The sequence below is a fragment of the Methylobacterium sp. Leaf93 genome (assembly GCF_001422345.1).
Classification (GTDB): Bacteria; Pseudomonadota; Alphaproteobacteria; order Rhizobiales; family Beijerinckiaceae; genus Methylobacterium; species Methylobacterium bullatum.
This window is the reverse complement of sequence record NZ_LMMS01000013.1, coordinates 1-25,781: the sequence shown is the minus strand read 5'-3', so window position 1 is coordinate 25,781 and position 25,781 is coordinate 1. Positions and strand designations below refer to the sequence as shown.

The window sequence follows — 25,781 nt, the reverse complement described above, 5'->3', positions numbered from 1 at the left end:
GAAGCTGCATGATTCGAGGTTCGATCGTCCCGTCCCTGATCCGTGGCGAGGGCGGCGCCAGGCTGCTCGCCTTCGCCTTGTCCGCAATCCTCCTCATCACCACCCAGCCCAGCATGGCGCAATCGCCTCAGGGGGGCGACAGGCCGCAGGAAAGGCGTGCCGCCGAGCAGCGAGGCCCGGAAGGGCGCAAACTTCCATCCGACGTTACCACCGAGCACAGCGTCACCCTGCCGGGTGGCCGTATCCTGCGCTTTACCGCCACGGCCGGCAGCCTGCCCCTCGTGGACGAGGGCGGAAAGCTTCAGGCGGAGATCGCCTTCATCGCCTATCGTCTAGTGGACGGGAGCGATGCGACCCGGCCCGTGACCTTCGCAATCAACGGCGGCCCCGGCGCGGCCTCGGCCTATCTCAATATCGGCGCGATCGGCCCCTGGCGCCTCCCACTCGACGGCACGAGCATCAGCCCGTCCACGCCCGTGAGCCTCGTCCCCAACGACGGCACATGGCTGGATTTCACCGACCTCGTCTTCCTCGATCCCGTGGGAACGGGATACAGCCGCGCGACGGATGGCGATGCCAAACGCTATTGGAGCGTCGATGCGGATGCGTCGGTCCTGTCCTCGGCCATTGCCCGTTGGCTGCGCACGAACGACCGGATCGCGGCGCCCAAATTCTTCGTCGGGGAGAGCTACGGCGGCTTTCGCGGGCCGCTCATCGCGGCAAAGCTGCAGGAAGAGATCGGCATCGGCCTCTCCGGCATGGTCCTCCTGTCGCCGGTGCTCGATTTCGCCTGGCTGCAATCGCCGCGCTCGACCCCCTGGGGCCACGTGACGAAGCTGCCATCCTATGCCGCCGCCGCCATCGAGCGGGCCGGCGGCACGCCGAGCAGGAAAGCTCTGGCCGAGACCGAGGCCTATGCCACCGGCGACTATCTCGCCGACCTGCTCAAGGGGCCGTCCGACCAGGCCGCCGTTGCCCGGCTCGGCGACAGGGTGGGAGCCATCACGGGGCTCGATCCGGCCTTCGTCCGCCGTCAGGCCGGACGCTTGAGCTCCAACAGCGTCCAGCGCGAGATCGGCGCGGATGAGGGCCGCGTCGCCAGCGCCTACGATACCGGCATCACCGGATGGGACCCCGACCCGGCCGCGACCTTCTCAGGCTTCGAGGACCCGCTGCTCACGGCTATGCAGGCGCCGCTGACCAGCGCCATGATCGAACTCTACGCCGCGAAGCTGAACTACCGTGTGCCCGACCTGCGCTACGAACTCCTCAATGGCGCTGTGAGCCGGAGCTGGGGCTGGGGTTCTGGGCGCATGGCGCCGGAATCCCTCGGTGCCCTCCGCGGCGTCATGGCCCTCGACGGTAACCTGCGCGTCCTCGTGGCCCACGGTTTCACCGATCTCGTGACCCCGTACTTCACCTCGAAGCTCCTCATCGACCAGTTGCCGGCCTTCGGCGGCGACAGGCGGATCGACCTCGCGGTCTATCCGGGAGGCCATATGTTCTATTCGCGGCCCGATTCTCGCGCGGCCTTCCACAAGGATGCCTCCGATCTTTACGCGGCTGCGCTGAAGGCGCGGTCCGGCACTTCGAAGGACGTGAAGTGACGAACGCCTCTCCACGATGGGGCACGGCCGCCGCGTATCTCGCGAGTCTCGTCCTCCTCGGCGCCTGCACCACCGGCGAGCGCGAAGCGCCGGTTAGCGTGCCGGTCCCCGTCGCCGTGACGCCGGTCCCGTCGCCCGGTGTCACAGGGCCGGTGCTCAATGCCGACGGCACCTGCAGCCAGGCAGCGCCGGGTACCGCGACCGTGATCGAGCCCGGAATCGGCGAGTGCGATCTCGTCCGGCTAAAGGCGAAGCCCGCAACGGACGTCCTGGTCGGGGAGGGGCGCTCCGGCCGCGAGGTCCAGGTGCTCTACAGCGAGCCGGGAGCCAAGGAGCTGTACTTCTTCGTCAATGGCCGCCTCGACCGAATCGTGAAATCCTGATCCCGACGGGTCAATATGCTGGCACCAGCCGATCCTCGGGCAGCGGGGCGACCATCTGGAACCGTAGCCCCTCGACCTCGTAGGCGATGACGACTTCGGCATTGCATTGCTGCGCGAGCACGCGCTGGAGCAGCGTCGAGCCGAATCCCTTGCGCTCCGGCGGCGTCACGGGGGGACCACCCGTTTCCGTCCAGCTCAGGTCGAGCACCCGCCCGGCCTCTCGCCGATCGACGCTCCAGCGCACCGCGATCCGCCCGGATGGCAGCGACAGAGCGCCGTGCTTGGTGGCGTTCGTGGTCAACTCGTGGATCGCCATGCCGGTGGGGACGGCGAGGTCCGCGGCCAGTTCGATCGCCGGTCCATCAAGGATGATCCGACTGGTCGTCGCATCGTTGTAATGACCGAGTTCGTTCTGCAGCAGCTCGCGCAGCGGGGCCGTCTGCCAGTAATCCTCGGTGAGCAGGTTGTGCGTCTTGCCCAGCGAGACGATCCGGTCCGAGAACGAATGATAGAACGTGTTCACATCCTTGGTAGAGCGCGCCGTCGCTCCGAGCAGCCCCTGGACGGTGGCAAGGGTGTTCTTGACGCGGTGGTGAAGCTCGCGGATCAGCAGGGCCTGCCGCTCGTGCGTCCGCTGGCGTTCCTCCAGATAGGCTTGAACCTCGCGCTGCCGCCGCCGGGCGCGCAGGGCGGAGCGCACGGCATTGGCCAGCACCGCCGGGTGGAAGGGACGTTCCAGCACGGTCACGTTGCCCAGGAGATCGGTGAGCCGCACATCCGGCGAGCCGCCGCGAGAGCTGAGCAGCACGAAGGGAAAATCCGACCAGGGCGGCTGCCGTTCGACCCATTGGGCGATGGCGTTGCGGTCCCAGCGCAGCAAGGCTTCCTCGGTCATCACCGCGCAGGCGGCGCCGTCGAGGCCGGCCACCAGGGCGTCGAGGGTCGAGATCGCTTCCGAAGCGATACCGACTTCCGCCAGGATCGCCGAGGCCACTGACGCGTCACGTCCCAAAGGGGCGAGGATCAGGACGACCGGTTCAGGATGCGGCATCGCGTCCGGGCTCGTCGAGGTCCTGTCCATCCGCCCCGACCCGTTCGACGAGGAGATTGTCGCCGTTCCCGTCATAGGTGGGCACGCCCGTCAGGACGCCGCGGAATTTCCGCAGGGGCTCGCCGACCCGCAATCCACCGGCGTCGATCTTGAACTCGCGGATCGTGTCCTCGTGCGGACCAGTTCGCTTCTTCAGGACTGACAAGGCCCGGCGAACCCGGCCGCCGGCCTCGAAGAACCGCAGCATCACGACGGTGTCGCTGACATAGGTCAAGTCCACTGGCGATTCCATCTTCCCCACCATGCCGTGCTGGGCGAGGATCAGGATCGTCACCACGCCCTGCTGGTTCAGGTAGGTGACGAGCTCGTGCATCTGCATGACGAGGTAGGGCTGGCCCGCCATGGCGGTCATGTAGCCGGTCAGGCTGTCGATGATGACGATCCTAGCCGCATCGTTCTCCACAGCGGCGCGGATACGTCCCGCGAAATCGCCGGGCGATACGTCGGCGGGGTCGATCTGCTCGATCTGCAGCGATCCGGCCTCGACGAAATCCGCCAGGGGCATTCCTACGCTCCGGGCACGCTGCAGCAGGATGCCGCGCGTCTCGTCGAAGCTGATGATCAGACCGCGTTCGCCGCGCCCGAGGGCGGCCACCAGGTAGCTCATGGCGAGCGTGGATTTTCCGGCGCCCGACGGCCCGACGATGAGGCTCGTGGTCCCCCGGTCGAGGCCGCCGCCCAGAACCCGATCAAGTTCGGCGACGCCGCTTTCCACCGAGCCGGTCTTGAAGCTGCTCGGATGGTCGCTCGCGATCAGGCGCGGATGCACCAGGATGCCGCCCTTACGGATGACGAAATCGTGGTAGCCGCCCTGGTACTCCGTGCCCCGCATCTTGATGACGTGGACGCGCCGCCGCGGGGCACCATAGGCCGGCGTTATCTGATCGAGCCGGATCACGGCGTGACTGATGGAATGCAGGTTGAGGTCGTCATGCTCGGCGCTGAGATCGTCGAGCATCACCGCTGTGATGTCGTTGAGCAGGAAGTAGCTCTTCAGTGCGAGTACCTGGCGCCGGTAGCGCAGCGACCCTTGTGACAGCAGCCTGATCTCAGACAGGCTGTCGAACACGACTCGACTCGGCTTCACCCGCTCCATCTCGCTCAAGGCCATGCGCACGGTTTCACCGAGCTCGAGATCGGACGAATGGACGAGGCTCTGCTGCAGCTTCGAATCAAGGCTGAGTTCCGGCGGAACGAGTTCGTAGATCTCGATCCCCTCCAGCGACCAGCCATGCCGCTCGGAGACGGACATCAACTCGCGGCGGCTCTCCGACAGGGTGATGTAGAGGCATGTCTCGCCCCGCGCGGCGCCGTCGAGAAGAAACTGGAGGCCGAGGGTCGTCTTGCCGCCACCGGGCCGTCCCTCGATGAGATGGGCACGCTGGGCCGCGTATCCTCCCGCCAGGATCACATCAAGCCCCGGAACTCCCGTGGGAATCGGTTGGGCATCGGGGGCGGAACTGGCTGACATCGTCGTGTCCGGTGGGTACGGCATGATCGCAGCATAAGTTTCCGCGCCGGCCCTGTCCCCGATAAATCGGCCACAGTGCGGATCCATCCCGTACGGGACGGATCGGATACCGCCTTTGCAGATTGCGGCGTACCGCATTATCAGACCGTGCCGTTGCGCGGCGAGGCGGCCTCCGATTCCGCTTCGCGCTCCTCCAACCCGCCCGACATTCCGGAGTTCGGATCCCTTATGCGCGAACCGAACGCGATCGATTTCTGGCGCGGCCTCGCCCTCGTGACGATCTACGTCAACCACATCCCGGGCAACACGTTCGAGCGCTACACCTACTCGCAATACGGCATTTCGGATGCGGCGGAGCTGTTCGTCTTCCTGGCCGGATGGTCGATCGGGATCGCAACGCGCGGGCGCGACGGACAGCCGGAATCGCGGCTCAAAAGTATCTTGAGGCTGCTCTCACGCACGATCGAAGTCTATCGTGCCCAGATCACGACGATGGCGATCGCATTGGCCATGATCGCCGGGACGGCGTTACTTCTCGATAATCCGCTTCTTCTGGAGTGGCACAACGCCGGCGGCTTCTTCGCCGATCCTATACAGACCACCGTCGGTTTCGTGCTGCTCACGCATCAGCTCGGCTTCTTCAACATCCTGCCGCTCTATGTGGTGCTTCTCGGCATCGCGCCCGTCTTTATCTTGTTGGGCCGGGTAAGCCGCGTCGCGGCGCTCGGACTGTCCTTCTCCCTCTATGCCGCAAGCCTCGTCTTTGAATGGAACCTGCCATCCTGGCCGGGGGAGGGGGATTGGTTCTTCGATCCTCTGTGCTGGCAGCTCCTGCTCGTACTCGGCTTCGTCGGCCAGGATCTGAACCGCGAATCAGACACGCTCCGGCGCTGGTCAAAGCGGCTGATGCCCCTGGGTGTCGTCATCGTCGTGCTCGGCATCGTGCTATCGGTGTTCGATCTCAGGCCCGACCCGTTGCTCGTTCCCGATCCACGCCTCGTCTTCTCTTTCGACAAGACCTACCTGGCGCCCGCCCGGCTGATCCACTTCATCGGAGTGCTGCTGGCCTTCCAGGGGGTCTACGCGCTCATCGTCCCGCATGTCGGCGCGGTCGGTCGATATTTGACGGGACTCGGTCGTAATTCACTGGCAGTCTTCTCCATCGGCTCGCTCCTGAGCCTAGCCGCACAACTCGTGCGGTTCTGGACGGGGGGCGGCATCCTGGTTGATGTCGGCGTCATGGGATTCGGCTTGTTCGCTCTGGGCTTCACTGCATGGTTCGTCGAATGGCGCTCGCGCAAACCTCGGCACTCCTGATTTCCCTCGGCCTCGCCTTACTGGGAATGATCGTCGGATCATCGCAGACCAGGGCGGAGGGCGGTGCGACGATCGTCTCACCACCGACCGCAGCGGCGCCCGCTCCGGGCGGCGAGGCGTCGGAGGCCGTCGATGTGAGCCTGTCGCCCGAATGCCGGGTTCCCGGCTCCAAGCTCTACACCCTCGCCCGGTTGAACTCGGTCAAAGCGGCGCTCAAGGAGAAGCGTCCGGTCCGCGTTCTGGCCATCGGTTCGTCCTCGGCCGGTGCCGGGGCCTCGGCGACCTATCCGGTCAAGCTGGAGACGGCACTGGAACGCTCGCTTCCCAATGTGGATGTGGAAGTCGAGAGCCGGGGCATGCAGGGTGAGATAGCCTCCGGCGCGGCGGAGCGTCTGCGCAGTATGGTGGCAGAGGTGGAGCCCGATCTCGTGGTCTGGCAAGTCGGCACCCACGATGCACTCGCCCGCGTCGATCTCGATGCCTTCGCGAGCGCTCTCGACGAAACGGTTCAGTGGATTAAGTCGCACGATATCGACGTGGTGCTGGTCAATCCCGTCTACACGGCGTCGCTGGCCCAGGACGAATATTACAGCAGCATCGTCCGCAAGGTGCAGGAAGTGGCCCTGCGCGAAGGCGTTCCGCTGGTACAGCGCTACGAGGCGATGCGCTACCTGTCCGGCAGTAGCGACAAGGGCGAAGCGCACATGCTGGGGCGCCAGTTCCGCCTCAACGACCTCGGCCTGCGCTGCATGGCCGAACACGTGACGCGGGCCATCACTCTCTCCCTGCTACAGCCCGACCCTGCGGCGACGGGGACGGCCGGCGCGCCGGCCCTGATCGTCGCGCCGCCGAAGGATGCTTCGGTCAAGCCGTCGCCCCCACGGAGCGGCGGTGCATCGCTGGAGGACAAGCCCTGATGCGCACGGTGACATGCGCACTTGGTTTCTTTTAGCCCGGCCGCAACGGGTGTCGCTCTGAACACCGACGCCGGAACGATGCGAAAAAAAGCCCCGGTTATTGCGTGACCTCGTCCGAAGACAGGCGTCCTGTTTCCGGAACGAGGCCAGGGCCTGACTTGAGATCTCGAAGGGGCGACGTGAGCTTAGCAACTGATGGGACGGAGGGTCGCACCTTCGGAGCGGTGATCGTCCGCTTCAAGACGTTCCGCGCAGGTGCCGCGGGAGCGGCACTCGACGTCTTCACCATCCGTATCGCTGCCGCCGTCTTCGCCTACGGGGCGCAAGTGCTGATGGCGCGCCTGATGGGGCGGACGGAATACGGGATATTCGCCTCGATCTGGGTCTGGATCGCCATCCTCGGGCATTCCTCGACACTGGGTTTCGCCCAGGGCGCCTGCCGTTTCCTGCCCGCCGACCAAGCACGGGCCGACCTCGTCCATGTCCGGGGGTTCCTCATCGGGGGCGCTTGGGTGAGTGCCGCGTGCGCCTGCACCGTCGCATGTCTCGGCCTCGCACTGGTCTGGATGCAGGGTACCCTCCTCGGAGGACCGTATGCCGGACCACTGCTCGTCGCCGCGCTGGTCCTGCCGCTCTTCACCCTGCAAGACTATCTCGAGGGCGTCGCCCGCAGCCAGAACTGGGCGGTGCTCGCCATCGCGCCACCCTATCTCCTCCGCCAGTGCCTGATCATGGCCGCCATGGCGGGAGCCGTCGCCGCGGGAGCGCCGGCGCAGGCTTGGGTTGCCGTCGCGTGCACCTTGGTCGCCACCGGGATCGCCCTGGCGATCCAAGCGTGGCTTCTGATCCTGCGCCTTCGCGCCGTTCTGCCCTCGGAGCCACCGCGATACCGTTGGCGGATCTGGCTCCGGGCATGCCTGCCAATCGCGGCGGGTGATCTTGCCCATTCCGCCTTCACCATGATCGATGTGGTCATCCTGAGTATGATGATGCCGCCGACTGCGGTGGCCCTCTATTTCGTCGCGACCCGGATCCAGCAATTCGTCCCCTTCGTGCATTACGCCGCATCCGCGGCCACCGCTCAGCGTTTCGCCGCCATCCATGCGTCCCGGGATGCTCCGGGCCTGAAACGCTTCGTCCGCATCCAGGCCCGGCTCACATTCGCCGCCACGGTGACGGTCGGTCTCGTCATCGTGGCGGCGGGACCGTTCCTGCTCGCGATGTTCGGGCCGGAATTCGGCGCGAGCTTCCCGCTCCTCGCCGTGCTGGTTTTGGGCAATGTCGGTGCAAGCCTGTTCGGGCCGGGGGAGGACCTGCTGACCATGATCGACGGCGAACGTCTGTGCGCCGCCATCACACTGGCAACGCTGGCCGTGGCAGCCTTTCTGTGTGTGGTCCTCGTCCCGTCGATGGGCGCCATGGGGGCCGCCATCGCCATGGCACTGGCCACCATCCTTCGCGGAGCCGGCATGGCGATGGCGGCTTTCCTCGTACACGGCATCGTGACGCCGGTTCTGCGGTTCCCAAGCCGCGCGGGTTCATGAAGACCGAGCATCGAGGGACGAACGGCCGACGCTCCGCCTCGATCGTCACATATTCGGAATTGGCTGCCGATCCCGGTGCCTGGGACGCGCTGATGGCCCGGGCGCTCACCACGCATCCGCATTACAGCCGCCACGTCATCGCCGCCCACCACGCTGCGGGACTAGGCGATACGGATCTCGCTTTCGTTGCCGTGCGGGGTCCGAGCGGCCTCGATGCGCTACTACCGTTCGCATGCAAGCGCGATGTCTGCGGGCTCGGAATGAAGGTGGCACGCCCCTTCCTCTCACCCTTCATCACGCAGACGAGTCCGCTCGTTGCCGACGACCCGGACCTGGAGGAAATTCTCGATCTTCTGGTGGCGGGTCTACAATCCGCCTCCGGCGGCCATCTCTGGCGCTGGCCGCTGCTTCCCACCTCGACGAGGCTCGGTGGCGAACTGCTCGCGGCGATGGATCGGGCGGGCTGGCAGCATGGCACCGCACACAGTTTCGAACGACCGATCGTAGAGCGCCGCACCTCATATGACGCCTTCCTCGTAGGTCATCCGAACCGGTCGCGCCTGAAGGATCTGAACCGTCGCGATCGGCGTCTATCGAAGCGTGGTACGCTCATCCTCGATGTCGCCACCGATGGCGCACACCTGCGCGATGCCGTCACCAGCTTCCTCAGTCTCGAACGGGCCGGATGGAAGGGCAGAGCCAGAACGGCGCTGACTTGTCAGCCACAGCACGAGGCTTTTGCGCGAGCCCTCTTCGCCGACGGGAGCGGCCCGATCGGCCTACGCGCCGATATCCTTCGGCTCGACGGTCGCCCCCTCTCGATCAGCCTCGCCCTTCTGACAGGCGGCACGGCCACGCTTCTGAAGACGACCTATGACGAGACCGAGCGCTCCAACGCTCCGGGGCTCCTGCTCGAGGCACGGATCATCGAGATGCTGCACGAGACGGGGTTCGCCCAGCGGCTCGATTCGGCGACATTGGCCGGTTCCGTCCTAGAGGATCTCTTTCCGGACCGGGAGACGATCTGCGAGGTCGTCGCCGCCCCGCGCCGGGCGTCCCGCTTGCTTCCCGTAGATCGACGGATTCGCCTTGTCATGATCGAACGCGATTGCAAGGCGCTGATCAAGCGGGTCTTGGGCAGGCGCTGACGCGCGGGCGCAGCCGTGCTACTCGGCCCGTTCGGCACGCCAGACAGGAACCATCCGCATGCGTCGTCCGCTTCTTGCCCTCACCGGAGCCTTGTTGATCGCCATGACCGCTTCCGCATCCGCCGAGACCGTGACCACGCCTTCGGGCCTTCAATATCGCGACGAAGTCGTCGGCACCGGCCCCTCGCCACAGACCGGCAAGAAGGTCAGCGTCCATTACACCGGCTGGCTCGACGATGGTGGCAAGCCCGGCAAGAAGTTCGACTCCTCCCGCGACCGGGGCCAGCCCTTCAGCTTCACCCTCGGTATCGGACAGGTCATCGGCGGCTGGGACCAGGGGGTCGCCACGATGAAGGTCGGCGGCAAGCGCACGCTCATCATCCCATCCGACCTCGGCTATGGCGCACGCGGCGCCGGTGGCCTGATCCCCCCGAACGCCACGCTCATCTTCGACGTCGAACTGCTCGGCGTGAACTGAAGGCCGGCTGGAGAACGGCGCGGCCCCGGTCCTAACCTTGAGGTACCGGGAGCCCTGAAAGACGCGTCCGGTGCGGCTGCAGGCGGTGAAGAGCTTCGCCTGCAGCCCTCTTGGCACAGAAGGCACAGGTCGCGAGACCGAGAAGCTCCCGAGCCGCGTAGGGGTCGGCGACGTCCCGGCCGCGGCGAAACCCCGTTCGATGGCTAGCCCGACGAGTTCAGCGCTGCTGGCTGCCAATTGGTGCTCCGGGACACGGATCTTGTCTTCCAGTCCGCACCGCATCGTCCTCGCGCGCATGCGCCCAATCCAATACCTCGGCCGGATGCCGGCCGGTGCCGGCGGCGGTCCAGGTCGCCCGGGGGCAGGATCCGTTTCAGCTCCTCGAGGAGCAGGTCGAGGAGGCGCTCATTGGCAGGAAGAGCGTTCTTCAGGCGGGTGACGAAGGGACGCGGGGACGGGCATTCTTCAACCCCTCATCGAGAAGACGCCGGGCGCCGTACAGGTGCGAGAGGTCGAAGATCTCGATTTCGGCGCACCGCGGATCAGGCGATCAAGAGATGCCGAGGGCGCGGATGAGAAGAAGGCTGATGGCGAGGAGGACGGCCAGAGAGCCGGTGACGGCAAGCGTCACCCGCCCGCCCATGCGGGCCAGTACCCGGACATCGACGCCCAGGCCCAGGGCGGCCATGGACATGATCGTCAAGAATCCAGCCAGTTGCCTCACCGGCCCGGAGGCCGCCTCAGGGATCAGGCCGAGGGAACGCAGGCTTGCCAGCCCGAGAAAACCCAGAATGAACCAGGGTACGAGCTTGGTGAAGCCGAGCCGCCCCGTCGATGCTTTCCGAACTCCGTCTTCCAAAGGAAGCCGATGGGCGATGAGCGAGAAGGCGATGACGACGGGGCCGAGCATCAATACACGCACCAGCTTGACCAGCGTGCCGACTTGGGTGCTGAGCAGCCCCACCGGCACCGTGGCGGCGAGCACCTGCGGCACAGCGTAGACGGTTAGGCCCGCCAGCACCCCGTACTGGTGATCCGATAGGCCAACGAGGGGGATGAAGAGGGGCAGGCCGAGCACCATCAGCACGCCGAGCACGGCGGTAAAGGCGATGGAGCCGGCGACGTCCTTGCTATCGGCTCCGATCACCGGCGCCACGGCGGCGATGGCCGAATTTCCGCAGATGGCGTTGCCGCAGGCAACCAGGATCGCCATCCGGGCCGGCAGGCCGAGACCGCGGCAGATCGCGTAACTCGAGACGATCGCCAGCAACACCGTGCCGACGATGCCGGTGAGAAGTGCGGGTCCTGAGGCGACGATGGCGCCGAGGCTGACCGACGCTCCCATCAACGTCACGGCCAGTTCGAGCAGTTGCTTCGCGCTGAAGGCAATCCCTGCCCGGAAGCGCTCTCCCGGCATCCAGACGGTGCGGATCGCAATGCCGAACAGGATCGCGATCACGAGCGCTTCGATATAGGGGTGCCCGGTGGCCCGCTCCTCCCAGGCTTGGATGGCTATGGCGATCCCGGTGACACCGAGGCAGAGGACGATGCCCGGCAGAAGCGCCGATCGCCTATGCGACGTGGCCGCTCCCGTCGGGATTGTCAGATTCGAGGATGCCTTCACGCCCATTCCACCCGCTCGGAGTTGCCTCTAGGCTCCCCGAAAAAAACTTCCACATGGCTCGACGAAAAGAGAAAGTCGCGCTCCATACCGCGGGAATTTCAAAAGTCTTATCCATTGATCGCTGGCACGCAAAGCCCGATCTTAATGCCCATGACCACGTGTTCCGATGCCAACGTCACCAGCTTCGATCCGTATGGCGAGCCGGTGGGAGAAGACCGCACCACGCACATGGTGCAGGGCGATCGTCGGGCGCGCAATGCCGCTATCGCGATCTTCTGGACACTCGCCCTGACTTTGACTGCGGGGCGGGTTTATTTGAACGATCAGCCACTTGGCCATACCTTGACCCTTGCCAAAGCGCAGATCGGGGCGTTCGTTACGGCCATACGTTGACGTGATGTCGATTCCTGTCGACCAATAGGTGTCGGCGAGATATCGCGGCGTTCGCTTTCTTGATCGGGGCAAGAGATACAGCCACCCTTTTCATCATTTGGCCGGTGTGGACGGGGGCAGCCCGACCGAGCACAGCGCACGTTTACCGACCCGGACAGCCGGATCCTGCAGGCGCGATGGCCTCGTGCAGGGCGACAACGGGCAGATTGCCGTCGATGACGCGAATGAGATCATCGTAGCGCATCGCCCTTTTACGACCTCCGCCGACTCCCGCGCCCTGGTGCCGATTATCGACGAAGTCCGCAGTCATTTCAGGCGTCAGCCGTTCGCGTTCTCCGGCGATGCATGCTTTACCAACCGAGGTAAACTTGGCTGCTCTGGGGGAGCGGCCGATTACTGCGTAGCTGGCTCCGGGTCGGGCGAGTCATAGAAAGGCGGATGCGGCCGGCCTTCTCACGCTGACGAAAGACTCCCCCGATGCGAGCGATGGCCGCGTGGATGAAACGTGCTGGCCGCCGGAGCCGCTACCGCCTGAGGAAGCATATCGTCGAGCCAGTGTTTGTGCAGATCAAGCAGGCCAGAGGCTTTCCGAAGCTCTTGCTCCTGGGCCTCAATCAGGCTCGGAACTTATAATACATTGTAAATAGAGGACGGCGCGCGGATTTCTCCGCGCGCCGTCCTTTCAAACGCAGCTTCATGTCATTCGAATAGACAGAAACACTAATAAAACCGCAATGCTCTATTGCCCGTCGTAATAGCAGTTTTTCTCTAACACCATCACGAGCAGCCTGTCGTCCCGCCACACGTATCGCATTTCAAGCAAGTTCCGTTACGCACGAGGGTGAAGTTCGCGCATTCGGGGCAGGATTCTCCGACATAGCCCTTCATCTTGGCCTCCGCCCGCCGATCCGAGACAGTGCGCTCGGCCTTGGCGAAGGGGAGGGCGGTGATGAGGTTTTCGGCTTGGCCCGCGAGCTCCGGTTCGGCCTTCAATGCCGTTGCTCCCCGCAGGGCGTGAACGATGCCGCCGGCCGGGGCGCTCGTTCCGGAATTACCGGAGCCGATGCCCACGGTGCCGCCGCCAGGGCCGCCCTGGATGAGGGTGAGCCGGTCGGCCGATCCGCGCAGCAGGCCGCGCGAGACGACGCTGGACGCCACCGGATCCGGCCTGTCGCCGCCGCTGCGGCTCCCTTCGCCCTCGCCCTTGCCCATCACCGTATTGCCGATTTCCGAGGGGTCGACATGGGCGAGGTCCATCCTGCCGAGATACGAGATCGCCAGTTCTCGGAACACGTAGTCGAGGATCGAGGTAGCGTTCTTGATCGCGTCGTTGCCCTGGACAAATCCGGCCGGCTCGAACCGGGTAAAGGTGAAAGCGTCGACATACTCTTCCATCGGCACGCCGTATTGAAGGCCGATCGAGATCGCGATGGCGAAGTTGTTCATCAGCGATCGGAAGGCGGCGCCTTCCTTGTGCATGTCAATGAAGATTTCGCCGATGCGGCCATCCTCATATTCGCCGGTCCGCAGATAGACCTTGTGGCCGCCGACCACGGCCTTCTGAGTATAACCCTTGCGCCGATCGGGCAGCTTCTCGCGCGAGCGGATACGCTCGACGCGCTCGATCACCCGCTCGACAATCTTTTCCGCGAGCTGTGCGGCCTTGGCGGTAGCCGGTTGCGCCACCAGAGCTTCGATGGCCTCCTCAGTATCCTCCTCCTCGTCGGCGATAAGGGCCGAGTTCAGGGGCTGAGAGAGTTTTGAGCCGTCGCGGTAGAGGGCGTTGGCCTTGAGGGCCAGCGTCCAGGACAGTTTGTAGGCGTTCTTGCAATCTTCGACCGTGGCGTCGTTGGGCATGTTGATGGTCTTCGAGATGGCGCCCGAGATGAAGGGCTGCGCCGCCGCCATCATACGGATGTGGCTCTCCACCGAGAGGTAGCGCTTGCCGATGCGCCCGCACGGGTTGGCGCAATCGAAGACCGCGTAATGCTCCTGCTTTAGGAAGGGGGCTCCCTCCAGGGTCATCGCGCCGCAGATATGCGTGTTGGCCGCCTCGATGTCCTTTCTCGAATAGCCGAGGAAAGGCAGGATCTCGAAGGTCGGGTCGGCGAGCTTGTCGGCCGGAACCTGAAGCACGTCCTTGAGGAAGTCGTCGCCGAGGGTCCAGCGGTTGAACACGAACTTGATGTCGAAGGCCGATTTCAGGCCTGCCTCGATGGCGGCGATCTTGTCGTCGGTGAAGCCTTTGGCGCGTAGGGAGCCCGGGTTGATGGCGGGAGCCTGCCCCATCGAGCCATGGCCGACGGCATAGGCCTCGATCTCGGCAATCTCCGATTCGCGGTAGCCGAGGGAACGCAAAGCGTCCGGCACGGCGCGGTTGATGATCTTGAAGTAACCGCCGCCGGCGAGCTTCTTGAACTTCACCAGGGCGAAGTCCGGTTCGATACCGGTGGTGTCGCAATCCATCACGAGACCGATCGTGCCGGTGGGCGCGATGACGGTCGCCTGGGCGTTGCGGTAGCCATGCTCCTCGCCCAGCGAAAGGGCGCGGTCCCACGCCACTTTGGCGCGTTCCGCCAAATTCTGCTGAGGGATGTTGGCGATGTCGAGGGGGACGGGCGCGATCGAAAGGAACTCGTATCCCGCAGCCTCGCCATGCGCCGCGCGGCGATGGTTACGGATGACCTTCAGCATGGCATCCGCGTTCTCGTCGTAGCCCGGGAATGGCCCGAGTTCGGCAGCCATTTCCGCCGAGGTGGCGTAGGCGACACCGGTCATGATGGCGGTCAGGGCACCGGCCAGCGCCCGACCCTTATGCGAATCGTAGGGCAGGCCCATGCTCATCAACAGGCCGCCGATATTGGCGTAACCGAGACCCAGGGTACGGTAGCGATAGGAAAGCTCCGCGATCTCCCGCGACGGGAACTGCGCCATCATCACCGAGATCTCAAGGACCACGGTCCAAAGCCGGTTGAGGTGCTCGAAGGCAGCTACGTCGAACTCGCCGCTGGCCTGATCGTACATCGTCAGCAGGTTGGCGGACGCGAGATTGCAGGCCGTGTCGTCGAGGAACATGTACTCGGAGCATGGGTTCGACGCGCGGATCCGGCCAGCGGACGGGCAGGTGTGCCAATCGTTCATGGTCGTATTGAAATGCAGGCCCGGATCGGCAGATGCCCAAGCGGCTTCGCCGATCTTATCCCAGAGCTCGCGGGCCTGGACCGTCTTCACGGACTTGCCGGTGGTCCGAGCCGTCAGATGCCATTCCTCGTCACGCTCCACCGCGCGCAAAAAGTCGTCGGTGAGCGAGACGGAGTTGTTCGAGTTCTGGCCGGCAACCGTCAGATAGGCCTCGGAATCCCAGTCGGTGTCGTAGACGGGGAAATCGATCTTGGTGAAACCCTGGCGGGCGAACTGGATGACGCGCTTGGTGTAGCCGTCCGGCACCATCTCCTTGCGGGCGGCCTTCACAGCCTTCTTGAGGACGGGATTGCGCTCGATGTCAAAACAGGCATCACCCTCGGCCTCGCACTGTGTGCAGGCCTTCATCACCGCCTGGAGGTGCTTGGAAACGATCTTGGAGCCTGTGACGAGGGCGGCGACCTTCTGCTCCTCCTTCACCTTCCAATCGATGTACTGCTCGATATCCGGGTGGTCGATGTCGACGATGACCATCTTGGCTGCGCGCCGGGTGGTGCCACCGGACTTGATCGCGCCGGCCGCCCGGTCGCCGATCTTCAGGAACGACATCAGGCCCGACGACTTGCCGCCCCCGCCGAGCTTTTCGTTTTCACCGCGCAGCATGGAGAAGTTGGAGCCGGTGCCCGAGCCATACTTGAAAAGGCGCGCCTCGCGGACCCACAGGTCCATGATGCCGCCCTCGTTGACGAGGTCGTCCTGCACACCCTGGATGAAGCAAGCATGCGGCTGCGGGTGCTCGTAAGACGAGGCCGACTTCACCAACTCGCCGGTGCGGTAATCGACATAGTGATGGCCCTGCGCCGGACCGTCGATGCCGTAGGCCCAGTGGAGGCCGGTGTTGAACCATTGCGGCGAGTTCGGCGCCACCATCTGTTTCGCCAGCATGAAGCGAAGCTCGTCGAGGAAGGCGGAGGCGTCCTCCTCCGAAGTGAAGTAGCCGCCCTTCCAGCCCCAATAGGTCCAGCAGCCGGCGAGCCGGTCGAACACCTGAGTGGATGAGATCTCCGAGCCGGAGCGCTCGGCCTCCGGCAGTTCCGCCAGGGCGGCCTCGTCGGCCACGGAGCGCCACAAGAAGGAGGGAACGTCGTTCTCCTCGACCTTCTTCAGGCGCGCCGGCACGCCGGCCTTGCGGAAGTACTTCTGCGCCAGCACGTCGCTGGCGACCTGGCTCCAGCTCTCCGGCACCGAGATGCCGTCCAGCCGGAACACAATCGATCCGTCCGGATTGCGAATTTCGCTCAACGCCTTGCGGAAGGCGATGGTCGCGTAGGGGGATTGCCCGGCCGTGGTGTAACGCCGCTCGAACCGCATGAACCCTGTATCCCTTGTCGAAGAGTCGACGATGCCGCCGCGCCCTGCGCAGCCGCCGATTCACTGAAGTCTGACGAAGGCTAGCGCTCGCGAACGCTCGCGACGCGCTGTCAGATGGCCGAAAATGCTTAGGGCTACCGGACCGAACCCGTCGTCCCGGCCACCTTTGAAAGCTATCTCGGACACTCCCTCCACGTCAACAACTTGTGTGTGCCGGCTACGTTCCGCGCTATATGTTGTGGTGCTGCGGTAAAACCTGTGGATATCGCGGCGGCGGCGATAAGTGCTGTTTTCCGTTGCAGGAATCCGGCTGGAAAATTTCTGCGTTCACAGGGCGGACGCCGCCTCGGTGATGTAAGCTTTTGGTTAAGACGCGTCGGCTGTGTGATTCCCGCCGCACCACCCGAGAAGCCGGATCGCTGATCGCGCGCCGATAGCTCTCCCCCGTCCGAGTCGCGCTGGACTTCGTGCCAGCCCCTGACCATAGTCCGGCCAACGAAGGACGGGCGGTCGCGCCGGTCCGGTTCAGGCAAGTGCGATGGCTCTCAAGGACACGCTTCTGCGGATCTTCACATGGTGGAACGGGCAGACCATGTCGCTTGCCGTCATGACGGCCCGGCACGGCCAGCTGGTCGGCAAAGACGATTTCGGAAACACCTATTACAAGGCCATCGGACCGCTGATCGACCGCTCGGTCGGGCCGGAGCGCCGCTGGGTCGTCTATAACGGCTATGCCGATGCATCGAAGGTCCCGCCCGGCTGGCGCGGCTGGCTCTGCCATAACGGTGACGTTCCCCCGAGTGAGGAGAGCTACACCCCGCGCGAGTGGCAGAAGCCGCATGTGGAGAATCTCACCGGAACCAACGCGGCGTACCGTCCGAAGGGGTCTCAACTCAATCCGGGCAACAAGGCCGTGACGGGCGGTGACTACGCGGCCTGGAGCCCGGAATAGCGCTTCGCCGAATGAGAGCGGCCGCCGATGCCGGATCCAATACCCATTGTGGGGCCGCCCTTTTTACACCATGCTTGGCCTGTCTATCGGTGCATGACATCGCGACCGCCCTGACTTAGGGCAGACGCCTCATCGTCCCGCGCCGGGTAAGCCGCATGCTCTTTCACCGCCATCTGCATCCCGCCATCGGAGCCGGCCTTCTGTTCGCGGGTGCCGCGGCGCTCAGCCTACCGATGACCGGCCATGCTCTCGCCGACAAGATCAAGAACCCGACCGCGGTGTTCTCCGGCCTCGACAAGATCACGGGGCGGATCGTGTCGTTCGAAGTCGCAGTGGACGAGACCGTGCAGTTCGGCGCACTGCAGATGACCCCGCGCGTCTGCTACAGCCGCCCGCCCACCGAGAGCCCGAAGACCACGGCCTTCCTCGAAGTCGACGAGGTAACCCTCGACAACAAGTACCGCCGCATCTTCACTGGCTGGATGTTCGCGGCGAGCCCGGGTCTGCATGCCATCGAGCATCCGATCTACGATGTGTGGCTCGTGGATTGCAAAGGTGGCAACGACATCATCGCCGAGGCCCGCGAGCAGGAAGACGTGCCCGCCATGGCCTCGAAGCCGGAGAGGACGAAGCGCCAGCGAAACTCGGACCCGACGCGTACGGCCCAACAGGTCAACCCGAACGGGCAGGTCGATGTGGAGGCCCCGCGCGGAGTTCCGGTGCAGCCGAAGCAGAAGCCGTCGCGGAAATTCTTCCCGACCAACGAAGGCCCGGCTCCGGCTCCGCCGCCGCAGCAGCCGCAATCGATCTTCGACGCCATCTTCCGGTAGGATCGGCCGGGCAACGGAGTTTTAGAGCATGCCCGACGCCGTCACCCTCCTGACCTTCGCGGGCGTCTCCCTCGGAATGGTGCTGACGCCGGGGCCGAACATGGCCTACTTGGTCTCCCGTGCGATCTGCCAGGGCCGCGGGGCGGCTCTGGTCTCCCTCGGCGGGGTCGCGCTGGGTTTCGTCGTCTACATGCTTTGTGCCGCCTTCGGCATCACCGCTCTGATCCTGGCGATCCCCTATGCATACGACGCGCTGAGACTGACTGGCGCCCTCTATCTCGGTTACCTTGCCTGGCAGGCGCTAAAGCCCGGCGGCCGCTCACCGTTCGAGGTGAGCCGGCTCGCCCCCGATAGCCGGGGCCGGCTCTTCGCCATGGGCTTCCTCACCAACCTCCTCAATCCGAAGATCGCGATGCTTTATCTCGCGCTTCTGCCGCAATTCGTGACACCCTCGGGCGGCTCGGTGCTGCGACAGACACTGATGCTGGGCTCTGTCCAGATCTCGATCAGCGTCGCGGTGAATGCGCTGATCGCTTTGGCGGCAGGATCGATCGCCGTCTTTCTGTCGCGCAATCCCGGATGGCTGAGAGCCCAGCGCTGGATCATGGGCGGTGTGCTCGGAAGTCTCGCCCTGCGCATGGCGCTCGACAGAACCCGCTGACGCGCACAGCGATTCAGGTCTCCCGGGCTATCGTGGCGAGCACCTCCTCGCCGCTCACGGCCCGCTCTTTCGGCCAGATATCCCAAACTGCCTCCTCAGCGATCGCCTCCGCGAGCCGACGTTTGTAGACATGGCGCGGCACCTCCTCGGCTCCGAACTGGATCAGATGGTCCGTGACGAACTGCGTGTCGGCGAGGCGATATCCACCCATCCGCAACCTCGCCATCAGATGGACAAGGGCAACCTTAGATGCGTCGCGGGAGACGTGGAACATGCTTTCACCGAAGAATGCCGCTCCGAGCGAGACGCCGTAAAGTCCGCCGACGATCCGTCCTTCCGAATAGACTTCGATCGTATGTGCGTGGCCGGCATCGTAGAGGGCGCGGTAGAGTTCTCGGATCCGTGCGTTGATCCAGGTCTTCTCCCCGTCTCCTCGCGGAGCGGCGCAGCCGGCGATGACGCCATCGAAATAAAGGTCTGTTCGAACCTCGTAACGGTTAGACCGTATTGTACGGGCGAGCCGACGAGAGACGTGGAAACGGTCGATCGGCAGAACCCCGCGCGCTTTCGGCTCGACCCAATAGATGGTCGGGTCATCAGCATCTTCCGCCATGGGAAAGATTCCGGCGGCATAGGCCTTCAGCAAGATCTGCGGAGTGATGTCCACGCGGTCGCCGTCGTGGTCGTGCTGCATGGCGCCCAATGTGACGCCTCGGGCGCGCGAAAGCCAGAGGGACGATGCATCACCCAGCGTCGCTTCGAACAAAAAACGGCGGAGCTTTCGCTCCGCCGACCCGTCCTGTGAAAAAGATCGATCTTAGAATTCGGGGCCGCCCGAAGTCGTGCCGAGATTGGGGTTGGAACGCTGATTCTGCTCGGCATTGCCGCCCTTCGCGGAATCCTCGAACACCGCCTCGCGATTCGAGATGAAGGGGCCGCTACGCACGCTGCCGGTATCCTCGACGTCGACGCGACCTTCGGCATCACGGTAAGCGCCGTAAACCGGCGGCTGATCGTTCGCACCGTCGGCTTGCGTAGCAGTCAGCGGGACGATGCGGTCGGAAGCACCGGTATAAGCGGATGAAGACTGGGCGAAGGCGGCGGTGGCGCTCAAGGAAACGGCCAACACGGCGATGGTCAGGGTGCGCATGAAGATCTCGATTATCATGAAGGTGATCGGCCTCTCGGTAGCTGCCTATTGATGTCAGAAGAGGCGCTGGCCGGGCCGGACTGTTCGGATAAGTTTCATCGCCGCCAGACGTTCCAAATGTATTGAGCCGGCAATGTGTCGCATCTCACCGGGGGTGAAAACAGACATCAAAGACCCATTCCTTCGGAACGAGCATTGAAGGGAGTAGATTCTTCTGTCCCAGTGCGCTGCAAATTCTATTTTTGGATGAGGATACCAATAAGCTTCGAGTACGGAGGCGAAGAAAACATTCTTTCGTCGTAACAATTCGCAAGGCAGAAGAACTATCTGTGCTGCTGGTCAAAACAAAACAGCCTGCCCCTTGGGGCAGGCTGTTCTAAATCAAGCAACGAGAAAGCGCTGTGACTAGCGCGCCGGCCCGCCGGAGGTGGAACCGGTGTTGGCTCCCATGCCCTTGTTGGTCTGATCGGCATTGCCGCCCTTTGCCGAATCGACTGCGCCGGCTCCCGGGGACATCCCGTTCTCGCCGACTGGGCGGCTCGTGCTGCCGGTGGCCGGCGGCATATCCCGCGTGGACGGATTGTCGAGCGGCCCACCCGTCGTCGTGCCGGCCTGTGGCACAGCCCGTTCCGGCTGCGAGACGTTGCCTGAGGGTGACTGCGCCAAGGCGGGGGAGGCTGCGAGGAGTAGGGCAGCGACGGTAAGCTTTGCAATGCGCATGACGTTCGTCCTTCTGGGTTCGTGCTCCCATTGCGCCGGGCGGTCACCCTCGATTGCGCGCAATAAGAAACTTCTTATCCAGAGAACGAGCTTTAAGCGGAGCAGTTCCTCTCAGCCGTTTGTCGGCGCCATTCAGGTCGTCGTCTCCGAGAGGCCACCGCTTTCGAGGAAGCTCTCCAGCCAATGGATGTCGTAGGCCCCCGCGAGGACCTCCGGATTGCGCACCAGCGTTCGGAACAGCGGAAGCGTCGTGTCAACGCCGGCGACCACGAACTCGTCGAGGGCGCGACGCAGGCGCATGAGGCATTCCTGGCGGGTACGCCCGTGAACGATGAGCTTTCCGATCAGCGAATCGTAGTTCGGCGGGATGCGATATCCCTGATAGGCGGCAGAATCGACGCGTACGCCGAGCCCGCCGGGCGGGTGGAAGTAGGTGATGAGGCCAGGCGACGGACGGAAGGTCGCCGGATGCTCGGCGTTGATCCGGCACTCGATGGCATGACCCGTGACCTTGATGTCCTCCTGCGTCACCGAGAGGGGCAGGCCAGCGGCCACACGGATTTGCTCGGACACGAGATCGACCCCGGTAATCATCTCCGTTACGGGATGCTCCACCTGGATACGGGTATTCATCTCGATGAAGTAGAACCGGCCGTCTTCGTAGAGAAACTCGACCGTTCCGGCGCCGATATATTGCAGCTCCTGCATCGCCCGGGCGCAGATACCGCCGATTTCGGCACGGGTCGCCTCGTCGATCACCGGTGATCCGCCTTCCTCCCAGACTTTCTGGTGACGGCGCTGGAGCGAGCAATCGCGCTCGGCTAGGTGGACTGCCTTGCCGCGACCATCGCCCAGAACCTGAACTTCGATGTGGCGCGGCTTCTCGAGATATTTTTCGAGATAGACGGCATCGTCACCGAACGCCGCTTTCGCTTCGGTTCGCGCCATGTCGAGGGCCTGTTCGAGATCGGCCTCCGTACGCGCCACCTTCATGCCTCGGCCACCGCCACCGGAGGCGGCCTTCACCAGGACCGGATATCCGATCTCCGCCGCGATTCGCTTGGCCTCGACCGGATCGTCGACACCGCCCTCGGAGCCGGGCACACAAGGGATACCGAGCCGCTTGGCTGTCCGCTTGGCCTCGATCTTGTCGCCCATGATGCGGATGTGCTCGGCCTTGGGGCCGATGAAGCCGATATTGTGATGCGCCAGCACTTCTGCGAAGCGCGCATTCTCCGACAGGAACCCGTAGCCCGGATGCACCGCATCCGCGCCGGTGATCTCACAGGCGGCGATGATCGAGGGAATGTTGAGGTAGCTGTCCCGGGCCGAAGGCGGACCGATACAGACACTCTCGTCGGCGAGCCGCACATGCATGGCATCGGCATCCGCAGTCGAATGCACCGCCACGGTGGCGATCCCGAGTTCCTTGGCCGCGCGCAGGACGCGCAGGGCGATCTCGCCACGATTGGCGATCAGGATCTTTTCGAACATGGGGGGCGCTATCACTCGATGACGAGGAGAGGTTCGCCGAACTCGACCGGCTGACCATCCTCGAAGAAGATCGCGGTCACCGTTCCGGCGCGGGGCGCGACGATCTCGTTGAAGGTCTTCATCGCCTCGATCAGAAGCAGTTTCTCGCCTGCCGCCACTTGGGAGCCGATATCGACGAAGGCCTTTGCATCCGGCGAGGGCCGGCGATAGGCGGTGCCGACCATGGGGGAGGGCACGGCGCCCGGATGACCAGCCCCGGCCTTGGCCCGTTCGCCGGCGGCGCCGGGGCCCGCCACGGGCAGCGCCACCGCCGCGGGTGCGGCCGCCGCCACGGCAGGTGCAGGTGCCGCCACTTGGACATGCACGGGCTCGATCCGGCGGACCACGCGGATACGCAGGTCACCCTTCTCCACTTCGATTTCGGTCAGATCCGTCTCGGTCACGAGTTTGGCGAGTTCGCGAACGAGCTCGGGATCGAAAGGTTCGTTCTTAGGCATCGGCACCTTGGCCATTCCGGTCAGTCTTGAGAGTTGGCGTCCGACGAAGCGTCGGACAAGAGCGAGGGGAGAGAGGGCAGACGGGACTGGAGCAGCCGCACCAGGGCTTCCAGGCCCAGCCCGTAACTGTGCGGACCGAAACCGCAGATAATTCCGGCACAGACCGGCGCGATGAGCGAGACATGCCGGAAGGCTTCCCGCGCATGCACGTTCGAGAGATGCACTTCGACCGCAATAGCGCCGCTACCGGCAATGGCATCACGCAAGGCGACGGATGTATGGGTGTAGGCAGCAGCGTTGATGAGCACGCCGGCGCCGGCAAAGCCCGCCTCCTGCACGAAACCCACTAGTTCGCCCTCGTGATTGGTCTGACGCACGGTCAGCGCTACGCCGAGTGTCTCCGCGCGCGCACGAAGGTCACGCTCGATGTCGTCGAGCGTCGCGGTCCCGTAGATGCCGGGCTCACGGCGGCCGAGAAGGTTCAGGTTCGGTCCATGAAGGACGTGGATCGGGATCATGATATCGCGTTCGAAGCGCCGGCTGAGCCAAGCGGTCGGGGCAGTGGTCGTAGACGATCGTTCCGGATAGCGACAGGCGCAGGCCGGAACAATCGCCGAGGAGCATACGCCTTCAGCAACTCCCGTGGCCGCACTGGCGGATGTCACCGATGGTCTTGCGGATCGGGTCGACGCCGACAGCGCCGGGGATGATCTCGTCGCCGATGATGAAAGCGGGCGTGCCGGAAAGGCCGAGCTTGTCACCGAGGCCGACATTCTCCGCGAGCGCTGCCTTCACCTCCGCCCCCTGTGCATCCCTCTGCAGCTTGGCGATATCGAGGCCCATCTCCTTGGCCAGGGCGATTGCGCGCTCGCCATTGACCCGACCCTTGCTCTCCAGCAACTTGACGTGGAACTCGAAAAGCTTGTCGCTCTTCAGCTGCTGCTTGGCTGCCAGTGAGATCTTGCTTGCTTCGAGGGATTCCGCGCCGAGGACGGGGAAATCCTTCAGAACCACGCGCAGCTTGGGATCACCTTTCAGCAGCGTTTGAATGTCGGCGAGTGCCTTTCGGCAATAACCACAATTGTAGTCGAAGAACTCCACCAGAGTGACGTCGCCGGCCGGGTTGCCGACCACGACGCCGTGAGGTGAGTTGACCAGAGCCTCTCGGGATTCCTTCAGAGCGGCGGATTGCGCCAGCTTCTGCGTCTCCTGTTGGCGCCGCTCACCCTCGGCGATGGCCTCCTGCAGGACATCAGGATTCTTGACGAGATAGTCCTTGATGATCGCTTCAATCGCCTGGCGCTGCACATCGGTGAAGGCAGCAGCCGGGGCCGGGGCCGTTTGCACGGGAGCAGGGGCCTGCGCGATAGCGCTCGAAACGCCGGAAGCGAGCGCGCCGACGAGGGCAACGGACGAAAGAAGGTGGCGAAGCAGGCGCATTGATCCTCGCGGGGTCGCGTCCCGTCGGCCGTGATCAGGCGCGGGACAACCGGTCGTTAGCCACCGGGTTAGGCGTTTTCGCGGCGGCGGGTCAATTGTTCGCCCGACTCACCAGATCCCCCATCGTAGACGCGGAACGGATCGGTGGCCTGGAAGGGGAGGGCGCAGGAGAGTAAGCCAGCGCCATGACACCAGCCGACGATCGCCCAGACATCAGCATTTCCGCCAAGACCTCTCTCCGCGCGAGTCGCGTGGCGCCCTTCCTTGCCATGGACATCATGGCGGCCGCCGCGATCCGCGACAGGCAGGGCGACGGCGTGATCCATATGGAAATTGGCCAACCCTCTGCTCCAGCGCCGCGCCGCGTGATCGAGGCCGCGCAACGTGCTCTGGAAGTTGGCAGGCTGCCATATACCGATGCCTGCGGAATCCCGGCCTTGCGCGAGCGCATCGCCCGATATTATCGCGACACCTATGACGTCGCTGTGGCACCCGATCGAATTGTGGTCACCACCGGCTCCTCGGCAGGCTTCGTGCTGGCTTTCCTCAGCCTGTTCGATGCCGGGGCGCGTATTGCGGTGCCGCAGCCAGGCTATCCCGCCTATCGCAGCATCCTCCACGCATTGGACCTCGTTCCCGCGCCCATGATCCAGCGAGAGAAGGACCGCTTCGCTCCGACGAGCGAGGCTTTGCGCGCCCTCCATCGCCGCGAGGCCCTCTCCGGAATCCTGGTGATGAGCCCTGCCAACCCGTCGGGCACGGTCATCGAGCCTGCCCGTCTGGCGGAGCTCTGTACTACTGCCCGAGATCTTGGGCTGCCTTTCATTTCGGACGAGATCTATCACGGGCTCAGCTACGGCATTCCCACTGAGACCGCGCTGAAATTCGATGCCAACGCCATCGTCATCAATTCGTTCTCGAAGACCTTTTGCATGACAGGTTGGCGCATCGGCTGGATGGTTGTCCCGCCCTGGCTGGTCAGGCCGGTCGAGCGATTGGCGCAGAACCTCTACATCTCGGCCCCCTACCTGTCGCAGGTCGCGGCACTGGCGGCCTTTGATGCGACGGAGGAGGCAGAGACGATCCGCCTCGGCTACGCCGCGAACCGGGCGTTGCTGCTCGACGCGTTTCCCTCTCTCGGCCTGGGGCGAACACATCCGGCCGATGGGGCCTTCTATCTCTACGCTGATGTCGCCGGCCTCACCGACGACGCATCGTCCTTCTGCCGCCGGATGTTGGAGCAGGCTGGGGTAGCCGCGACCCCTGGCCTCGATTTCGACGCTGCCGAGGGAGGCCACCATGTACGGTTCTCCTTCGCGGGATCCGAAGGGGATTGCGTGGAAGCCGTGCGGCGCCTGAAGTCGTGGCTTGGGTGATGTCTCGCCCATCGACAGAAAAATGGCCCCGGATCGCTCCGGGGTCCTCCATTCTAGGGTCTGAACCGAACCAAGATATTGCTGACGCTGCAGTTTTATGATTCACGTTCGCGGTTTTCAGCATGGAGGCGATGATGGCAGACCTGTTCTGGCTCT

Annotated in this window: 23 protein-coding genes and 2 pseudogenes; 13 read left to right on the top strand and 12 right to left on the bottom strand. The window is 64.4% G+C overall.

Annotated features, from left to right (window positions below; genetic code table 11):
• Positions 1-8 precede the first annotated feature (8 nt).
• Both ASF26_RS11020 and ASF26_RS11015 read left to right on the top strand, forming a co-directional pair.
• Complete coding sequence (locus tag ASF26_RS11020) at positions 9-1,607, top strand: peptidase S10 (RefSeq protein ID WP_056253509.1); 1,599 nt, start codon at positions 9-11, stop codon at positions 1,605-1,607.
• Complete coding sequence (locus ASF26_RS11015; RefSeq protein WP_056253506.1) at positions 1,604-1,990, top strand: hypothetical protein; 387 nt, start codon at positions 1,604-1,606, stop codon at positions 1,988-1,990. The genes ASF26_RS11020 and ASF26_RS11015 overlap by 4 nt, the downstream gene beginning before the upstream one ends.
• Positions 1,991-2,000: 10 nt before the next feature.
• Here ASF26_RS11015 and ASF26_RS11010 read toward each other — a convergent pair whose 3' ends face one another.
• On the bottom strand, positions 2,001-3,041 hold the full coding sequence (locus tag ASF26_RS11010) for a sensor histidine kinase (RefSeq protein ID WP_056253589.1): 1,041 nt from the start codon (positions 3,039-3,041) through the stop codon (positions 2,001-2,003).
• Positions 3,028-4,572: an ATPase domain-containing protein gene (locus tag ASF26_RS11005; protein ID WP_056253504.1), complete on the bottom strand. Its 1,545-nt coding sequence runs from the start codon at positions 4,570-4,572 to the stop codon at positions 3,028-3,030. The genes ASF26_RS11010 and ASF26_RS11005 overlap by 14 nt, the downstream gene beginning before the upstream one ends.
• A gap of 228 nt (positions 4,573-4,800) precedes the next feature.
• Between ASF26_RS11005 and ASF26_RS11000 the strand changes: the two genes are divergently transcribed.
• The 5 genes from ASF26_RS11000 (at position 4,801) to ASF26_RS10980 (ending at position 9,976) form a co-directional block, all read left to right on the top strand.
• Complete coding sequence (locus tag ASF26_RS11000) at positions 4,801-5,889, top strand: OpgC domain-containing protein (protein ID WP_056253585.1); 1,089 nt, start codon at positions 4,801-4,803, stop codon at positions 5,887-5,889.
• Entirely contained in the window at positions 5,859-6,806 is a 948-nt protein-coding gene (locus tag ASF26_RS10995; protein WP_056253500.1) for a GDSL-type esterase/lipase family protein, read from the top strand. Before ASF26_RS11000 ends, ASF26_RS10995 begins: the two co-directional genes overlap by 31 nt.
• A 179-nt stretch (positions 6,807-6,985) precedes the next feature.
• A complete protein-coding gene (locus ASF26_RS10990; RefSeq protein ID WP_056253497.1) occupies positions 6,986-8,350 on the top strand; it encodes a lipopolysaccharide biosynthesis protein in 1,365 nt (454 codons plus the stop codon).
• A complete protein-coding gene (locus ASF26_RS10985; RefSeq protein ID WP_056145661.1) occupies positions 8,347-9,498 on the top strand; it encodes a GNAT family N-acetyltransferase in 1,152 nt (383 codons plus the stop codon). Before ASF26_RS10990 ends, ASF26_RS10985 begins: the two co-directional genes overlap by 4 nt.
• A gap of 58 nt (positions 9,499-9,556) precedes the next feature.
• Entirely contained in the window at positions 9,557-9,976 is a 420-nt protein-coding gene (locus ASF26_RS10980) for an FKBP-type peptidyl-prolyl cis-trans isomerase (RefSeq protein WP_027172428.1), read from the top strand.
• A gap of 130 nt (positions 9,977-10,106) precedes the next feature.
• Here ASF26_RS10980 and ASF26_RS23400 read toward each other — a convergent pair.
• Both ASF26_RS23400 and ASF26_RS10975 read right to left on the bottom strand, forming a co-directional pair.
• Positions 10,107-10,505, bottom strand: a pseudogene (locus tag ASF26_RS23400) (3-keto-5-aminohexanoate cleavage protein); the annotation flags it as partial.
• 21 nt (positions 10,506-10,526) lie between these two features.
• On the bottom strand, positions 10,527-11,606 hold the full coding sequence (locus tag ASF26_RS10975; protein ID WP_056253493.1) for a YeiH family protein: 1,080 nt from the start codon (positions 11,604-11,606) through the stop codon (positions 10,527-10,529).
• 144 nt (positions 11,607-11,750) lie between these two features.
• Here ASF26_RS10975 and ASF26_RS10970 point away from each other — a divergent pair, with 144 nt between their 5' ends.
• Together ASF26_RS10970 and ASF26_RS23395 are read left to right on the top strand one after the other, a co-directional pair.
• On the top strand, positions 11,751-11,993 hold the full coding sequence (locus ASF26_RS10970; protein WP_056253581.1) for a hypothetical protein: 243 nt from the start codon (positions 11,751-11,753) through the stop codon (positions 11,991-11,993).
• Between the two features lie 120 nt (positions 11,994-12,113).
• Positions 12,114-12,626: pseudogene (locus ASF26_RS23395) on the top strand (IS5/IS1182 family transposase); the annotation flags it as partial.
• Positions 12,627-12,770: 144 nt separating this feature from the next.
• Here ASF26_RS23395 and ASF26_RS10965 read toward each other — a convergent pair.
• Positions 12,771-16,505: a vitamin B12-dependent ribonucleotide reductase gene (locus ASF26_RS10965; RefSeq protein WP_056253490.1), complete on the bottom strand. Its 3,735-nt coding sequence runs from the start codon at positions 16,503-16,505 to the stop codon at positions 12,771-12,773.
• Positions 16,506-17,043: 538 nt separating this feature from the next.
• Between ASF26_RS10965 and ASF26_RS10960 the strand changes: the two genes are divergently transcribed.
• The 3 genes from ASF26_RS10960 to ASF26_RS10950 all read left to right on the top strand — a co-directional run bounded on the left by ASF26_RS10960 (position 17,044) and on the right by ASF26_RS10950 (position 18,948).
• On the top strand, positions 17,044-17,457 hold the full coding sequence (locus tag ASF26_RS10960) for an NADH:ubiquinone oxidoreductase subunit NDUFA12 (protein WP_056253487.1): 414 nt from the start codon (positions 17,044-17,046) through the stop codon (positions 17,455-17,457).
• Positions 17,458-17,690: 233 nt separating this feature from the next.
• Positions 17,691-18,287, top strand: coding sequence for a DUF2155 domain-containing protein (locus ASF26_RS10955; protein WP_244475897.1), 597 nt, complete (start codon positions 17,691-17,693; stop codon positions 18,285-18,287).
• A 28-nt stretch (positions 18,288-18,315) separates the two neighbouring features.
• Positions 18,316-18,948, top strand: coding sequence for a LysE family translocator (locus tag ASF26_RS10950; protein ID WP_056253484.1), 633 nt, complete (start codon positions 18,316-18,318; stop codon positions 18,946-18,948).
• Positions 18,949-18,961: 13 nt separating this feature from the next.
• On the opposite strand, the gene aat is transcribed toward ASF26_RS10950, so the two are convergent.
• The 7 genes from aat to ASF26_RS10920 form a co-directional block, all read right to left on the bottom strand.
• A complete protein-coding gene (gene aat, locus ASF26_RS10945) occupies positions 18,962-19,642 on the bottom strand; it encodes a leucyl/phenylalanyl-tRNA--protein transferase (RefSeq protein ID WP_056253483.1) in 681 nt (226 codons plus the stop codon).
• A 123-nt stretch (positions 19,643-19,765) separates the two neighbouring features.
• Complete coding sequence (locus tag ASF26_RS10940) at positions 19,766-20,098, bottom strand: hypothetical protein (RefSeq protein ID WP_244475896.1); 333 nt, start codon at positions 20,096-20,098, stop codon at positions 19,766-19,768.
• 405 nt (positions 20,099-20,503) lie between these two features.
• A complete protein-coding gene (locus ASF26_RS22665) occupies positions 20,504-20,818 on the bottom strand; it encodes a hypothetical protein (protein WP_156462954.1) in 315 nt (104 codons plus the stop codon).
• Between the two features lie 132 nt (positions 20,819-20,950).
• A complete protein-coding gene (gene accC, locus ASF26_RS10935) occupies positions 20,951-22,312 on the bottom strand; it encodes an acetyl-CoA carboxylase biotin carboxylase subunit (protein ID WP_056253478.1) in 1,362 nt (453 codons plus the stop codon).
• 11 nt (positions 22,313-22,323) lie between these two features.
• On the bottom strand, positions 22,324-22,809 hold the full coding sequence (gene accB / locus ASF26_RS10930; RefSeq protein WP_056253572.1) for an acetyl-CoA carboxylase biotin carboxyl carrier protein: 486 nt from the start codon (positions 22,807-22,809) through the stop codon (positions 22,324-22,326).
• A 20-nt stretch (positions 22,810-22,829) separates the two neighbouring features.
• Positions 22,830-23,327, bottom strand: coding sequence for a type II 3-dehydroquinate dehydratase (gene aroQ, locus ASF26_RS10925; RefSeq protein ID WP_056253476.1), 498 nt, complete (start codon positions 23,325-23,327; stop codon positions 22,830-22,832).
• A gap of 112 nt (positions 23,328-23,439) precedes the next feature.
• Positions 23,440-24,249, bottom strand: coding sequence for a DsbA family protein (locus ASF26_RS10920; RefSeq protein WP_056253473.1), 810 nt, complete (start codon positions 24,247-24,249; stop codon positions 23,440-23,442).
• Positions 24,250-24,434: 185 nt separating this feature from the next.
• On the opposite strand from ASF26_RS10920, the gene ASF26_RS10915 reads away from it, so the two are divergent.
• On the top strand, positions 24,435-25,625 hold the full coding sequence (locus ASF26_RS10915) for an aminotransferase class I/II-fold pyridoxal phosphate-dependent enzyme (RefSeq protein WP_056253470.1): 1,191 nt from the start codon (positions 24,435-24,437) through the stop codon (positions 25,623-25,625).
• Positions 25,626-25,781: the final 156 nt, after the last annotated feature.